This is a genomic window from Marinococcus sp. LNHM4E3-1, assembly GCF_056034405.1.
Genome location: NZ_JBQLID010000003.1, coordinates 169,370 through 183,078 on the forward strand (window position 1 = coordinate 169,370; position 13,709 = coordinate 183,078).

The following is a 13,709-nucleotide window of genomic DNA, read 5'->3' on the forward strand; positions in this document are numbered from 1 at the left end:
TTTAAGCAGGCTATTTCCTTTTCTGACTCTGATCAAACCTGGGAGTGCTGGTTGGTCCCTGCAGAAATAAGCTTCACTCCATTTGGATCGACAGTATCTTCAAAAGCAGGATGTGACATCCAGGCTGAATGAAGAGCATGACGGCGAGTGATAAGAGATTGTACGCCGGAAGAATGAGGGTGAAGCAGCTGGTTTATTTCATGGTCAAGGCCTTCCGCAGTAGTTTCAATGTTGATGCTCTGGAGCCGGAAGGAACTGTCAATCTCGTCAACCGCCTCCTGATGTGTCTGAAGCTCCACCCGGAATGAATGACTGGTGGAAATAAACGTTCTTTTTTCTCCTCGTTGGATATGCAGTCCGGCCGTCTCAGCCTGCTGGCAAATAATCCCGAGCCGATGTTCATTTGTAAGGTAGCCGATATGGTCAAACATGATCCGCTTTCCCTGGCCGAACGTAATATTAACGGAGCCTCTGCGCATTTCAATAATACGGAATGTGATTGGTCTATTGCGGAAATCATCCCAATCCAGTGGAGGGTCAAAGGAATGATAGCTGCCTTTATATTTTCCAATACGCTGGGAGACGCGAAACCCCAGCCGGGCATAAAACGCTTCGGTTTGTTCTAAATAAGGGGTCCAGTGATGATAATGAAAAAGCATATGACAGCCTCCTATTTCCATTTCCTGCTATTGTACCAAAATCATCCAAAGGAAAAACCGGCCGTCATAATTTCGGTAAAAGAGGGTAGAGAAAAGTGAACGTATCACGATAAAAAGGAGTGTCTTCGATGACGGAGCCAGTATTTATTATTTCTACCGGGAGAAGCGGATCAACGGCTGTGTCCAACTGCATTCATCTTCATCCTAAACTTGTAAGCCTGTCTGAAACGATTCTTTCTGTTCATTATAATTTTGGGATCAGCGGCGAAGAATGGAAGGAATTCGATAAACAAACGCGGACAGGCAGTGAATTCTGGGAGATGCTTTCTCAAAAAGAGCCGGTACGGCTGGCTCCGTACGAAAAGAAAGGGCTATACAATAAAGAAGTGCTTTATGAGAGAACAGAACATACGTTATTTAACGAGAAAACGGGCTTGCCTGCTATAGCATCCATCACCCTTCCTCACTTAACCGATGAACCGGATAAGCTGTATCAGGAGCTTGAAGAAATCGTGCCGGCGTTTCCGGAAGCTCCGCTTTCGGAGCAATACGGCCGGCTGTTTGCGTGGTTGCAGCAGCGATTTGATGGAGACACGTGTGTGGAGCGTTCCGGATTTTCTACAGACGCAGTCGAACACTTAATAGACATGTTCCCGAATGCGAAATATGTTTTTTTGTACCGGGATCCGCGGGAAATTGCGGTGGCTTTTAACCGCTTCCAGACGATGAAGATGGGAAAAGCTATTTTGAAGGCGATGGAAGAAACAGGGGCTGACCCCTCGGATCCGTCGACAGAGGCCGAAAAGCTTGGTTCCTACCGGTGGCTGCACCCCGATTATTTTGAGCTTGAACAACTGCACCAAATGGACATGCCGTACAGGGAGCTTGGGTCCTGGATTTCGAGGTCACTGCTGCACGCAGGCTGTGTGATCGGGGGTCTGCCGGAGGATCAGCAGCACTGGCTTCGGTATGAAGACCTGCTGAAAACACCGGAAAAAGAGCTCGGGCGTCTGATTGCTTTTATAAACCCGCCGTCTGCGTCAAAAGAAACGAACGAACAATGGATAAACAAAAGCGCCGGTCACATCAACCACAAGCCGGATACGTGGCCGGACCTCCCGGAAGACAAAAGAACTGCGCTGATAGAAGCGGTTCAGCCTGCGCTTCGTTATTTAGGCTACGAGTAACCAGGTGTTTACAAATCAGTATAATCGGAAAGAGTATTTAAAACCAGTAACTCCAGACACGAATTAAAATACAGAAAGGCTGGTCTTAAAATAATGAAAGCAGTAACGATTCAAGGCAAAGAACACATGGAAGTCAAAGAAGTTGCAGACCCGAAAATTGAACGCAGCGATGACATGATTGTACGCATTACAGCCAGTGGTATTTGTGGATCGGACTTGCATTTATATAAAGGTGGTATTCCGACACCGGAGGACTATGTTGTCGGCCATGAGCCGATGGGAATCGTAGAAGAAGTCGGCCCTGATGTAAAAACGTTGAAAAAAGGGGACCGGGTTGTTATTCCATTTAACATTGGATGCGGGGAATGCTATTACTGTACCCATCAAATGGAAAGCCAATGCGACAACTCCAATCCTCACGCCGAAATGGGTGGACTGTTCGGCTTCTCTGAGGATTTCGGGAACTTCCCGGGCGGCCAGGCGGAGTATCTGCGCGTACCATATGCTGACTTTACCTCCTTTAAAGTACCGGAAGACAGCGAGCTGAAGGATGAAAGCGTATTGTTCCTTTCAGACGTCGTGCCGACTGCATTCTGGAGCATTGAAAACAGTGGAGCGACATATGGAGATACAATCATTATTTTAGGCTGCGGGCCTATCGGGTTAATGGCCCAGAAGTTTGCATGGATGAAAGGGGCTTCCCGAGTCATAGCCGTCGATCAGGTGCCGCACCGTCTCGAGCATGCAAGAAGAACCAACAATGTGGAGACGTATAATTTCAGTGAAACAAAAGAAATAGGCAAACTGCTCCATGAAAACACAAAGGGCGGCGCAGATGTAGTCGTTGACTGTGTAGGTATGGACGGTACGGTACCACCGGATACAACGTTCGGTTCCGAAAGCGACAACCAGTTTGGCACTATCAGCCCGATTGTGACAGCTTCCCAGTCTGTGAAGAAAAACGGAGTCGTGCAGCTGACAGGCGTTTACGGCACAGAAGCCAACAGTTTTCCAATTGGTGACTTCTTCACGAGAAACGTTGCGCTTACCATGGGCCAGGCACCGGTTATTCATATGATGCCAAGTCTCTACCGTATGATCGAAAATAAACTGTTTGATCCAACTGACATTATCACACACCCAATTCCATTGGAGGATGCAGCCGAAGGCTACCGCATCTTTGACGAAAAAGAAGATGGTAATATTAAAGTGATCCTGAAGCCATAAAATAATTCTAATATAATAAATGCGGACCCTCTAATCTTATTCAGGGTCCGCATTTATTATGTTAAAAATAGAGAAATCAAAATAAAATGTTTCACGTGAAACACTGTATTTATGCATTTTTATAGTAGACAAGGTTATCTGTCCATGCGTCATTTTCGTAAATGAACTTCCGGCGCAGACATTCGTATTCCATTCCGGCTTTTTCTGCAAGAGAGATGGATGGGTGATTATCGACATTTATGTGAGCTTCTATTCGATGAAAATGCAGATTATCAAACGAAGCGCGTAGAACCTCCTGGACGGCTTCTTTGCCAAACCCTTGATTCCAGTACTGGTTATGAATCATATAGCCGAGCATTCCCCATTGAAACTCTTCCCGTATTAACGTAGTAATATCAGCATGTCCCAGATGCCTTCCGTCTTTATGAAAAATATCATACACATAGGTGTAGTCCTGCGCAGCCATTTCTTTTCGCTTTCGAATCATGTCCGTAAACTGTGTTTTGGTAAAGCGGTTGATTTTTGGACGACCGGGGTCGTATACATGCTGGGAGGCTTTTCTTTCCGAGAGGGCATGCTGGTAGTTATCAAAATCATTTGGCTGCAGGGGGCGTAGAATCAAACGCTCTGTATGCCTGTTTTTTTGCGAAATGTTCATCATACACCTCCTGTATTCAATATATTAATATAATATAAATCTTGACTTTCACACATATTTTCAAATGAAAAAGCCCCGCCTCTTTGAGCAAAGAGAGGAGCTTAAGGATGCTGTGAAGTTAATGAATATGTTTGACGCGTCCTACCTGGCCGTCTTCGAGCCGGACTTTAATGCCGTGCGGATGGCTCGGGGAATTGGTCAGCAAATCCTTAACAATCCCCCGGGTCAGTGCGCCGCTCCGCTGATCTTTTTTCAATACGATATCGACTTCTGCTCCCGGGGTAACATCTTTACGCTTTGTGCCGTCCATAACATGTCCTTCCTTTCAAAGGTGATGCTTTATTATAGCAGACAAGCGAAAAGAGAAAACAATAAATTCTCTTTCCTGCATCGCTGCACCACCGGTTTAAATAAAAATGCCGAGCCATACGGCACTTAGCATAGCAACCAGCAAAAGGCTTTTCTCTACAGCTGATACGTGCTCGGGGTTGGAGTTATCCATTCGGCTGACAAGAATAAAAGATATAGCCATAAGTACGGCCAGCCCTGCTGCCGCCCACAGGCGGTCACTGCCGAGCCAAAAAATAGTAAGCCCCGAAATCACTAAATAACATACAGCAGGCATATGAGCGTAGGATGAACCAAATTTACGGGTGAACCAGACTACAGTAGTGCGCTTTTCGGGAGAGGCCTGCATATCCGCTTCCCGGTCCGGGATGTGGTGGACCATCACCCAGGCCAGACAGATCATAGCATTGATAAAGGCGTTCTGCCAGGCCCATTCCGGAATGTTTCCAAGCGCCAGCCATGCTCCTCCGAGACCGAGTGAAAATATGGATGGAAACAGGCTCAGCCATTCTCCGAGAAATGGCTTGTAGCTGAGGCTGAGCGGCGGAAGGGAATAAGAAGCCGCAGCCCAGATGCCTATAAGAAGAAGCACGCCTACTTTAAAGTAGCCAAAGATAAAACAAAGCACGGCGGCCACAATCAGTGCGATAGCGAGCCATTTTCCCACCAGCCATAATGATTTTAGCGACATGGCGTTGGTCTGTAGAACGCGGCTCCCGCCGGAAAGAATAGCAGGGCTGTGTTCATCCGTGCCTGAAAGATAGTCAGCATAATCATTAAAAGCATGAGTGAGAAGACCATGAATAAGAAAAGCGCCAATGGCCAGGAGAATAAAAATGGCTGTTAAATAAGAAGCAGGGAAAGACGAATATAAAAAAAGCGGCAGCATGGTAGAGATAATCGTAGCGATGCTTGAGGATATAACGGCAATGGCACGAACAAGCATCCACGCACTGCGCAGCGTTCCGGCGAACTGATTGGCCATCCACATCCTTCCTTTCTGGTTCCTGATGATTTCAATTTTTCTGGTACCAGTATCCCATTTTCTGGCGGTTTCGTACAGCCTCCAGAGGAGAAGAGGCGGCATAGGACAGTAAAAAAGGCGCTGTTCTATAAAAGAACAGCGCCTGCGGCTGCACCGCTGAAAACGATTACCCACGGCGGAAGCTTCCAGAAGGCAAGCATCGTGAATAGAAAAGCAGCTAGTATAAAATCAAGGGAGGACGTAATGGATGAGGTCCAGATTGGATTATAAAAGGCAGCCAAAAGGATACCTACAACAGCAGCATTTACACCGGTCAACACGCCTTTCATATGAGTGTTTTTACGGAGCAGGGACCAAAACGGCAGCGCTCCGATAATTAAAAGGAAAGCCGGTAAAAAAATGCCTGCAGAAGCGACCAGTGCTCCCTGCCAGCCGGACAGGACCGTGCCCAGGTAAGAAGCAAAGGTGAATAAAGGTCCCGGTACGGCCTGGGCTGCCCCGTAGCCTGCAAGAAACGTCTCTTCACTCATCCATCCGGTCGGAACAAACTCCCTTTCCAGCAGAGGAAGCACAACGTGGCCGCCGCCGAATACAAGTGACCCGGCCCGGTAGAAGCTGTCAAACATAGCTACGAAGGTGGAGCCGGTCCATTCCCGCACAAGCGGAAGTAGAGCGAGCAGAACAAAAAAGAGTATCAGGCAGAAAGCACCTGTTTTGCGCGAAACGGTTTCGATGACCTCCGAATTATCTGCCTCCTGGACCGAGCGGTACAGCACCCAGCCGGCTCCGCCTGCTGCCAGTATGACGAGTACCTGTGCAAGTGAGGTCTGCCATAAAAGGGTACCGCTCATGGCGAGCAGGGCGATGGTGCGCCGCTGAAGATCAGGCGTGAGCTTCTGGGCCATGCCCCATATCGCATGGGCAACGACTGCCACAGCGACAATTTTCAGTCCCTGGAGCCAGCCGGCATCGCTGACGTCGAGGCCCTCAAGTGCGAGGGCGAAGATCACTAAAGCAATAACGGAAGGAAGTGTGAACCCCAGAAATGAAATAAACCCTCCAACGAGACCGCCGCGCACAATGCCTATTCCTATGCCGACCTGACTGCTGGCGGGGCCGGGGAGAAACTGACATAAGGCAACCAGGTCCGCATAGCTCTGCTCGTCGAGCCACTTTCTGCGCCGTACGTATTCTTCATGAAAATAGCCTAAATGGGCGATAGGACCGCCGAAAGAGGTCAGCCCCAGCCGGGTGGAAATCAAAAATATTTCCAGCCATTTTCGGCCCAATGTTTTTCCCATGGCGTTCTCTCCTATCCTTACTTGATTTCTTTAAACAATTCATAAGCTTTTGCGCGGGCTTCCTGCAAAATGCCGGCTCCTTTATCTGTGGTGGTATAATATTTACGGATTTTTCCGTTCACGTTTTTATTTTCTTTGTGTAAAAGGCCGTCATTTTCCATAGCATGGAGAATAGGGTAAAGAGTGCCCGCACTCATTGAATAGCCGTGTTCCTGCAGTTCCTCAAGCATCCATTGCCCGTATACGGGATGCTCGGAGGCATGGTGCAGAATGTGAATGTGAATGAAGCCTAAAAAAAGCTTGCGAAGCGTTTTATCTTCCATGATCGATCATCCTTTCGGATTCCGATATCGAAATCCGATATCGGAATAGTAACAATTAATTTTTATTATAGCAAGAGGGGAACACAAATTTGAAACCCTGCCGGAAAAATGAAAAACGGCTCCGCTGGCTGGCGGAGCCGTTTTAGGTGCTTAAAGACTGTTCGTCTGTTCAAGTTCTGCTTCTACAATGTAACGATCAGGAGCACTGCCGATATAGTCAAAAGGATAGCAGGTGGTGAGCGTAAGGGTTGGCTCGTCTTTGTCGACAATGACAGAGCGGTCCTCTGCGTCCGTCACCCATGTTTTCTGCAGCCGGTACACGTACTGGGTGTTTTCATACTCGACGATAAGAGAGTCCCCGTCTTCAAGTTCGTCAAGCCCGGTGAAAACCGTGTCCCGGTGACCGCTGAGCACCGTGTGGCGTGACTCGTCCGGAGTGGTTGTCCATTCACTGACATACATACCAACGCCCTGATCAAGCGATGTATCATCTGTACCCCAATAGACGGAATAAGAGTTGCCAAGCTCCGGAATTTTTAATTTGGCTACATTTTCACCTTTATCCCATTGCTCTATTTCATCGCTCATCACCGCCGAATCTCTGCTGTTGTCGGAGGAATCTTCGTTAGGTGTCGTGTCTGTATTGTTTCCTTCAGGAAGCGTATAGGCTCCTGGTTCCCCAGCAGCTTCCACGCTGGAGGAATCATCCTGCTCTTCGGAGTTATTATCGTCCGGGGCTTCCGCTGATTCATTCGTAGAATCAGTGATAACGTCTTCTTCGTTGGTGGAAATTTTATCTACGCCTGCTCTGGCATCAAACCACTGGTATCCGAAATATCCGGTAATACTCAGCCCGATAATAATCATTGCAATAAATACTTTTTCCATATAGGCTCACTCCAGTAAAAGGACATAACAGACTGCAATAGGCATTACTATTATTTCCATAATACATGGTCCATGGAGAAAAAAACAACCTTCACCCAAGAGGTGAAGGCTGCGCGCTCGAAAGGTTATTATGCCTGCTGGCGGCGTCTTGTCCAAAGCAGAGCTCCGCCGGCCAGGCCTGCAAGGGCCAGGCCTCCAGCCATATAGGCCGGATCGGTGCTTGCTGTTTCAGGCATTTCTCCGCCTTCAGCGCCTTCTTCCATTGAGGCACCATCCTCAGACATGCCTTCTTCAGGCATCTCTTCCATGCCGTTCATTCCGTCCATGCCTTCCATTTCATCCATCGGTACAGCTTCATTCATGACTTCCTCCGGCACAGTAATATCACCGACGCTGTTGAAGTTGGAATAGGTGGAATCAGCTGTCAGGTTCATGTCTGTTGTGATTTCTTCCATCTCATAGGAAGCATCCAGATTAATGGTGCTCGCTGTCATGTAATGCGTTTCCTTATCTACGGTCAAACTCATGGATACGTCCTGAATATTAATCATACTCCAGGTCTCTTCCATCATTTCCTCATCAGCCATGCCGCTTCCCATATCCGACTGCATCATTCTACTGGCTGCTTCTTCTATCTCTTCACCGCTTCCTTCGTATGTGAGCACGTAGGAGTTCTCGGTCTCTTCTACATCCATCTCGTCAGCAAAGGACTCTGAAGCTCCCATATGCATGCCTGGATTTGTGGTCATCTCTTCCATGCCACCCATCATGTCTCCGGGCATCATTGTCCAGCTGCCATCCGGCATTTCTACGTAGTAACCGTCTTCTGTCCAGTACATTTCTGTGGACACTTCTTCACCGCTGACCGGATCGACCGTATTAGTTGTCTGGCGGAGAGCGAAAGGGTCCATCGTAATATCCTGTTCCGATGTGGAGCTGTTTGTTATTGTTTCCCCTTCGCCAGCGGCATTTGTAATTTCCTGTGAAATTTCGGTGGTGGCAGAGTAGCTGTCGAGCTCAGCCATAGTTTCATTTGACTGCTGCAGAACGTCCCCTGCATTCATCTCTTCTGCCTGGGCGGGTATTGCGATTACACCGAGAGCTAAAAAACCGGCGCTGCTTCCTGTTATCCATTTTTTCATCATTATTCGTCCCTTCTTTTGTTTCATGTATTCGGCAAAAGCTTATGTGGTAAACCACTGGCTTCTGGTATTCTATGGTAATTTTACCTTATAAATGTCGGAAATAAACGCATTTTTTAAAAATATGTGAAAAAATATGTGAAAAAAAGCCCATACAGCCATATTTTATACAGGCTTCGGGCTTAAAAAAACGGCGGGAGCTTAAGCATGCCGGGCACGGGGGAAATATCTGCTTTTTTTCGCCTCGCGGCTATTTTTTACATGAAGAAGAATAAGCCCGGAAATGACCAAAATTAAGCCGGCAGCCTTCATCCATCCAAATGATTCCTGAAAAAGCAAAATGCCTGCTACGGCTGTTAAGGCAGTGCCAAGACCTGCCCATACAGCATAAGCAACAGATAACGGGATCGATTTTAAGGCGAGGCTCAGAAAGAAAAAAGCCGCGATAAATGCTATAAAAACAGTCAGAGAGGGAATAAGGTTGGTAAAACCTTCGGAAAGCTTCAAGGATGTAGAAGCAATAACCTCAAATAAAATCGCAGCAAATAATAAAAGAACAGCACGCATACATTATTCCTTCCTTTCATCCTAAATTCATTAAAAGAATACCAATTACCAGACAGACAATACCTAAAGTATTCGTTTGATTCATCTTTTCCCTAAAGTAAAAAACGCCGATGCAGGTAGTCAAAATGGTGCCAAGGCCGCTCCATGTAGCATAAACGACACCGAGCGGAAGAGTTTGAAGAACGAGAGCGAGCAGGTAAAAAGCAATACCCATGCCGGCTGCAAAGCCAATAGACGGAAGCAGCCTGGTAAAACCATACGAAAGCTTGAGCATGGAAGAAGCGAATACTTCGCATACGACAGAGATAATAATGAGCACATAAACCATTACATTTCTCCTTCGTCAAAGCGTCTCAAAAGGTTTTGAAGCAGACGCTCAGCCTGCGCAAGGGGCATTGTATTAATTTCAAAAATATGTGAAAACCAGATGCCGTCACTTAACAGCCGGATCATCGAGGCTTCATCAGCTTGAAAAGCATCGTAAGCAAAAAGTGCCTGCCAGCGTTCATTGTATTCCTTCCAAAGATCGAGCACCTCTTTGTGATCAGCAAGGGTGGCAAGCAGACTCGCATTTATTAAAAAATTGCTTCCCGATCGAAGCTCTTCGAGCGTTGCTTCCGCATAAGCTTTAATATAGCTTCCGCCAGTGCTTTGTTTTTCTTCAATTAATTCATGAAACCGGGCAAGCGCATAAGCATTCATTTCGTATACGAGCCGTTCTTTATTTGGAAAATGATAAAGCAGACCGCCTTTACTCACTTCCGCTTCATCTGCCACAGCGTGCAGAGTTAGGCGGTTAAAGCCATCCCTGCGAATGATGCGGGCGGCAGCATGCATAATCTCTACTCGTTTACTCATTTTTGATTCTCCTTTAGCAGTTAACAGTCTGGACGGTACAGTAAAAAGTGTACCAGAGGAACGGATAAAAGGCGAAGAAGAAGACAGCCTATCCATAACTGGTGCAAGGATCTGTATAAAAAAAGATGGAGCCGCGGAGCGCTGAGGCGCAGACTGGGGCCTGAATGGGGGGAGGAGGCCGTGGTGTTTAGCCAACTTTTTGTTAATTTAACCATTTTAGTGACGTTCCTTTTTTTTTATTACCAGGTGTTCCGGGAGCATTCCTTTTCACGTGTAACCTCCATTCCAATGAGGCTGTTTACCGGTGTGCTGTTTGGCGTGCTCGGCATGGTGTTAATCGGATTTGGGATCAGGGTTAACGAATACACCCTGCTCGACCTGCGTCATATTCCAATTATGGTTAGTGCTTTATTTGGTGGATGGTTGCCTGCAGTAACAGCTGCGGTCATTATTTCCTTTTCCCGTCTTGCAATCGGTGGAGGGGTGATTGTTCTGTATCCGCTCAGCATGATTATTTTCAGCACGGCGGTGTCTATTTTTATCGCCCGGATGGTACGGAATCCGTGGCTTGCAGCATTCTATATGCTTCTATGCTCCAACATTTACTTTCTCATTATTATGATATACCAGCTGAATACTGTGAATCTTTACATGGAAGTGACACTCAGCTATTGGTTTGTGTCCTTTACCGGAGCGTTTGCAGCAGTATATATGGTAAAGCGGCTGACCTATTCCAATCAGCTGCTTCATAAGTACCGGGCAGAGTCTTTAAAAGACCCACTTACGGGGCTTGATAATCCGAGAAGCTTTGCGTATTCGTTAACAAAAAAACTCGAACAGGCTTCAAAAATGAAGCAGGCAGTCTCATTGCTCATTATCGATATCGATCATTTTAAAGACATTAATGACCGTTACGGCCATGCAGCTGGAGATGATATTTTAAGGCAGCTTGGCACCGTGCTTCTTGAAATGGTCCGGCCGGAGGATTCTGTGTACCGCAAAGGCGGAGAAGAATTTACGGTTATATTGTCCAATTGTCCAGCGTTTCAAGCAGTCGATATCGCTGAACGAATAAGAGAACGGGTGGAAAAATATCCTTTCCTCACGGATCATCAGACATTGTATATTACTGTGTCGACCGGGGTTTCAATATTTCCTGAGACAGCTGTAGAGGAAAGAGAGCTGTTTAAGCAGGCAGACGACGCTTTGTATCAGGCAAAAAACCAGGGTCGTAATCAGACATGCATGTACTCGAAAAAAGACCTTATAAAATAGGTCTTTTTTATTGTTTGTAAATAATTGAGTCTTTTTTATAAATATGTATTCGGAAAAGTGTTTTTAAAACAGTTTATTGGGTATAAAGTATTAATGATATATAATAAAAAAGAACTAGAGAGGTATTCGCCATGCAAAAAACAAAAAATAACGATCAGGTATTAGACACGTCCCAGGTTTTACGTGCGCTGGAACAGTCGCTCGCTATCATTGAGTTCGATCTCAATGGACGGGTGCTGTGGGCAAACCACAATTTTGCTGCGGTGATGGAGTACCATGAAGAAGATATGGCAGGAATGCATCACCGGCAGTTCTGCCCCCCGGATTTTGCCTCAAGCCGGGATTATGAAAGATTTTGGCAGGATCTTCGCGCGGGAAAATCCTTTCAGGATAAAATACAGCGGACGACGCGAAGCGGTAAGCTGGTAAGGCTTCAAGCTACGTACATGCCGGTGCTTGATGACGCGGGGAATGTCCATGCGGTGTTGAAGGCAGCGACAGATATTACCCTCCGGGAAGATGAAATGACAAATGTGTCAGATTCTGTGCAGAACATGTCTGAGGAGCTGTTAAAGAGGGCGGAGGACGGAATGACAAAAAGTCGTGAGATTACTGAAAACTCCCGGCAGGTAGTGCAGGAGGCGAATAACAATCTTGCAATTCTGGAGTCATTGGAGCAGCAGGCGGATTCTATCAGAGGGATCGTAAAAACGATCCGCGAAATTGCTGACCAAACGAATATGCTAGCTTTAAACGCAGCGATTGAGGCTGCAAGAGCAGGGGAGCACGGCCGGGGATTTACGGTAGTGGCAGATGAAGTACGGAAGCTGGCGACTAGAGCCCATTCCTCCATCCAGGAGGTAAACAGTCACGTCGAGGGGATCACTGGGGAAGTAAGTAAGATCAGTGAGGGCACGATCCGTTCCCAAAAAGGAATGGAAAACAGCCAGGAGCATATTAGGGAGGCTGTAAAAGAATTCGAACATATTGGCGCAGCAGCGAGAGGCCTCGAAGAAAGAGCAAAGCAATTCCGGCATATCTTATAAAAGGCAGCGGACAAACATCCCTGCTTTTTTATTTGCAAAAAATGAATGTAAAACTTTAGATTTAGTTCAAATGAACTGTATATAATATATGTCATGCTATAATAAATACATTTCCAATTAATTGTATTAAACATTGTAGTAAAGGAGAGAGCACATATGGCGGTACGACCTGAATTACTTATGCGTCTTCGTATCGAACAGCCCATTATTCAAGCCGGAATGGCCGGTGGGGTCACCACTCCGGAATTAGTAGCAGAAGTCACAAAAGCAGGCGGGCTTGGGACTATAGGAGCCGGATATATGACTGCAGAGAGCCTTCGCTCTACTGTTCAGCTTGTAAAAGAGCAGACGTCGCGCCCGTTTGCGGTAAATGTTTTCGTGCCGGAAACTCCGGAAGTGATCGCTGAAGATGTTCAGGCAGCCAATGAAAAGCTCTCCCTGATTCATAAAGAATTAAAATCGGAGCCTCAAGCAATGCCTGAAAAGCTGTCTTCTTTCTTTGAAGAACAGCTCGAAATTATTATAGAAGAAGAAATTGCGGTTTGCAGTTTTACCTTCGGCATTCCTTCTGCTGCACATGTTCAGCGGTTGAAGTCCCACGGCGTCTTTTTGATCGGTACTGCCACAACAGTTGAAGAAGCCGTTCAAAATGAACAGGCAGGGATGGATGCGGTGGTGGCCCAGGGAAGTGAAGCCGGCGGGCACCGTGGGACCTTTGCAGAATCCTTTGGGAAGGCGATGATCGGAACAATGGCCTTAGTGCCTCAGGTAGTGGACGGGGTCAACATTCCTGTAATTGCAGCTGGGGGAATTATGGATGGACGCGGTATTTTGGCTGCGCATGCCCTCGGTGCGGGAGCAGTGCAGATGGGCACCGCTTTTTTAACAAGCAGGGAAAGTGGCGCCCCGCCGGCCCATAAGCATGCAGTATTGATGAGTAAAGAAACAGACACTGCTGTTACTTCCATATTCAGCGGCAAGCCGGCTAGAGGAATTGCGAATAAAATGATGGTATGGATGGAGGAGCTCGAGTACAATTGGCCGCCGTACCCCATTCAAAATATGCTAACACAGCCGATTCGAAAAGAAGCGGCCAGGCAAAACGAGCCTGCATTTATGTCTCTCTGGAGCGGCCAGGGCACACGACTGAGCGTACAGGAGCCGGCAGGAGCCATGATTAAGCGTCTTACGGAAGAGGCGGAGGAAACATGGGAAAGCCTTTAGAAAGACCCCGTATGTTCTGTT

16 protein-coding genes and 1 pseudogene are annotated in these 13,709 nt (G+C 47.0%); 6 read left to right on the top strand and 11 right to left on the bottom strand.

The features are described 5' to 3' along the window. Positions 1 to 32: 32 nt before the first annotated feature. Positions 33 to 659, bottom strand: coding sequence for a hypothetical protein (locus ACTRXI_RS04545; RefSeq protein WP_474261277.1), 627 nt, complete (start codon positions 657 to 659; stop codon positions 33 to 35). A gap of 128 nt (positions 660 to 787) precedes the next feature. Between ACTRXI_RS04545 and ACTRXI_RS04550 the strand changes: the two genes are divergently transcribed. Further along, positions 788 to 1,846 (top strand): sulfotransferase, encoded by a 1,059-nt coding sequence (locus tag ACTRXI_RS04550; protein WP_474261278.1) that lies wholly within the window; start codon positions 788 to 790, stop codon positions 1,844 to 1,846. 93 nt (positions 1,847 to 1,939) lie between these two features. After that, entirely contained in the window at positions 1,940 to 3,073 is a 1,134-nt protein-coding gene (locus ACTRXI_RS04555; protein WP_322525400.1) for an alcohol dehydrogenase catalytic domain-containing protein, read from the top strand. A 109-nt stretch (positions 3,074 to 3,182) separates the two neighbouring features. Here the strand turns inward: ACTRXI_RS04555 and ACTRXI_RS04560 are convergent, their stop codons facing one another. The 10 genes from ACTRXI_RS04560 to ACTRXI_RS04605 form a co-directional block, all read right to left on the bottom strand. After that, complete coding sequence (locus ACTRXI_RS04560) at positions 3,183 to 3,731, bottom strand: GNAT family N-acetyltransferase (protein ID WP_474261279.1); 549 nt, start codon at positions 3,729 to 3,731, stop codon at positions 3,183 to 3,185. Between the two features lie 118 nt (positions 3,732 to 3,849). Continuing rightward, a complete protein-coding gene (locus tag ACTRXI_RS04565) occupies positions 3,850 to 4,041 on the bottom strand; it encodes a YwbE family protein (protein WP_462865915.1) in 192 nt (63 codons plus the stop codon). A 96-nt stretch (positions 4,042 to 4,137) separates the two neighbouring features. Continuing rightward, a complete protein-coding gene (locus tag ACTRXI_RS04570) occupies positions 4,138 to 5,064 on the bottom strand; it encodes a prenyltransferase (RefSeq protein WP_474261280.1) in 927 nt (308 codons plus the stop codon). 125 nt (positions 5,065 to 5,189) lie between these two features. Next, positions 5,190 to 6,365, bottom strand: a complete 1,176-nt coding sequence (chrA, locus tag ACTRXI_RS04575) for a chromate efflux transporter (RefSeq protein WP_474261281.1) — start codon at positions 6,363 to 6,365, stop codon at positions 5,190 to 5,192. A gap of 17 nt (positions 6,366 to 6,382) precedes the next feature. Then, a complete protein-coding gene (locus ACTRXI_RS04580) occupies positions 6,383 to 6,688 on the bottom strand; it encodes a PadR family transcriptional regulator (protein WP_091615351.1) in 306 nt (101 codons plus the stop codon). A gap of 150 nt (positions 6,689 to 6,838) precedes the next feature. Next, positions 6,839 to 7,576, bottom strand: a complete 738-nt coding sequence (locus ACTRXI_RS04585) for a class D sortase (RefSeq protein WP_474261282.1) — start codon at positions 7,574 to 7,576, stop codon at positions 6,839 to 6,841. Between the two features lie 128 nt (positions 7,577 to 7,704). Continuing rightward, positions 7,705 to 8,721, bottom strand: coding sequence for a DUF6612 family protein (locus tag ACTRXI_RS04590; RefSeq protein WP_474261283.1), 1,017 nt, complete (start codon positions 8,719 to 8,721; stop codon positions 7,705 to 7,707). 198 nt (positions 8,722 to 8,919) lie between these two features. Next, a complete protein-coding gene (locus ACTRXI_RS04595) occupies positions 8,920 to 9,285 on the bottom strand; it encodes a DMT family transporter (RefSeq protein WP_474261284.1) in 366 nt (121 codons plus the stop codon). A 16-nt stretch (positions 9,286 to 9,301) separates the two neighbouring features. Continuing rightward, positions 9,302 to 9,613 (bottom strand): DMT family transporter, encoded by a 312-nt coding sequence (locus ACTRXI_RS04600; protein WP_474261285.1) that lies wholly within the window; start codon positions 9,611 to 9,613, stop codon positions 9,302 to 9,304. Next, a complete protein-coding gene (locus tag ACTRXI_RS04605) occupies positions 9,613 to 10,143 on the bottom strand; it encodes a TetR/AcrR family transcriptional regulator (protein ID WP_474261286.1) in 531 nt (176 codons plus the stop codon). Before ACTRXI_RS04605 ends, ACTRXI_RS04600 begins: the two co-directional genes overlap by 1 nt. 183 nt (positions 10,144 to 10,326) lie before the next feature. Here ACTRXI_RS04605 and ACTRXI_RS04610 point away from each other — a divergent pair, with 183 nt between their 5' ends. The 4 genes and pseudogenes from ACTRXI_RS04610 to ACTRXI_RS04625 all read left to right on the top strand — a co-directional run bounded on the left by ACTRXI_RS04610 (position 10,327) and on the right by ACTRXI_RS04625 (position 13,688). Next, the gene (locus tag ACTRXI_RS04610) at positions 10,327 to 11,418 is read left to right on the top strand and encodes a GGDEF domain-containing protein (protein WP_474261288.1); all 1,092 of its coding nucleotides are present in this window, start codon (positions 10,327 to 10,329) and stop codon (positions 11,416 to 11,418) included. A 131-nt stretch (positions 11,419 to 11,549) separates the two neighbouring features. Beyond that, positions 11,550 to 11,927 (top strand): annotated as a pseudogene (locus tag ACTRXI_RS04615) (PAS domain-containing protein); the annotation flags it as partial. 81 nt (positions 11,928 to 12,008) lie between these two features. Next, positions 12,009 to 12,464, top strand: coding sequence for a methyl-accepting chemotaxis protein (locus tag ACTRXI_RS04620; RefSeq protein ID WP_474261395.1), 456 nt, complete (start codon positions 12,009 to 12,011; stop codon positions 12,462 to 12,464). A 156-nt stretch (positions 12,465 to 12,620) separates the two neighbouring features. Continuing rightward, a complete protein-coding gene (locus ACTRXI_RS04625; RefSeq protein WP_474261289.1) occupies positions 12,621 to 13,688 on the top strand; it encodes an NAD(P)H-dependent flavin oxidoreductase in 1,068 nt (355 codons plus the stop codon). Positions 13,689 to 13,709 lie beyond the last annotated feature (21 nt).

What these genes read in the sequence shown, in the direction of transcription:
- ACTRXI_RS04545 (WP_474261277.1), bottom strand. Translation starts at nt 659, where the DNA reads ATGCTTTTTCATTATCATCACTGGACCCCTTATTTAGAACAAACCGAA.
- ACTRXI_RS04550 (WP_474261278.1), top strand. Translation starts at nt 788, where the DNA reads ATGACGGAGCCAGTATTTATTATTTCTACCGGGAGAAGCGGATCAACG.
- ACTRXI_RS04555 (WP_322525400.1), top strand. Translation starts at nt 1,940, where the DNA reads ATGAAAGCAGTAACGATTCAAGGCAAAGAACACATGGAAGTCAAAGAA.
- ACTRXI_RS04560 (WP_474261279.1), bottom strand. Translation starts at nt 3,731, where the DNA reads ATGAACATTTCGCAAAAAAACAGGCATACAGAGCGTTTGATTCTACGC.
- ACTRXI_RS04565 (WP_462865915.1), bottom strand. Translation starts at nt 4,041, where the DNA reads ATGGACGGCACAAAGCGTAAAGATGTTACCCCGGGAGCAGAAGTCGAT.
- ACTRXI_RS04570 (WP_474261280.1), bottom strand. Translation starts at nt 5,064, where the DNA reads ATGGCCAATCAGTTCGCCGGAACGCTGCGCAGTGCGTGGATGCTTGTT.
- chrA (WP_474261281.1), bottom strand. Translation starts at nt 6,365, where the DNA reads ATGGGAAAAACATTGGGCCGAAAATGGCTGGAAATATTTTTGATTTCC.
- ACTRXI_RS04580 (WP_091615351.1), bottom strand. Translation starts at nt 6,688, where the DNA reads ATGGAAGATAAAACGCTTCGCAAGCTTTTTTTAGGCTTCATTCACATT.
- ACTRXI_RS04585 (WP_474261282.1), bottom strand. Translation starts at nt 7,576, where the DNA reads ATGGAAAAAGTATTTATTGCAATGATTATTATCGGGCTGAGTATTACC.
- ACTRXI_RS04590 (WP_474261283.1), bottom strand. Translation starts at nt 8,721, where the DNA reads ATGATGAAAAAATGGATAACAGGAAGCAGCGCCGGTTTTTTAGCTCTC.
- ACTRXI_RS04595 (WP_474261284.1), bottom strand. Translation starts at nt 9,285, where the DNA reads ATGCGTGCTGTTCTTTTATTATTTGCTGCGATTTTATTTGAGGTTATT.
- ACTRXI_RS04600 (WP_474261285.1), bottom strand. Translation starts at nt 9,613, where the DNA reads ATGGTTTATGTGCTCATTATTATCTCTGTCGTATGCGAAGTATTCGCT.
- ACTRXI_RS04605 (WP_474261286.1), bottom strand. Translation starts at nt 10,143, where the DNA reads ATGAGTAAACGAGTAGAGATTATGCATGCTGCCGCCCGCATCATTCGC.
- ACTRXI_RS04620 (WP_474261395.1), top strand. Translation starts at nt 12,009, where the DNA reads ATGACAAAAAGTCGTGAGATTACTGAAAACTCCCGGCAGGTAGTGCAG.
- ACTRXI_RS04625 (WP_474261289.1), top strand. Translation starts at nt 12,621, where the DNA reads ATGGCGGTACGACCTGAATTACTTATGCGTCTTCGTATCGAACAGCCC.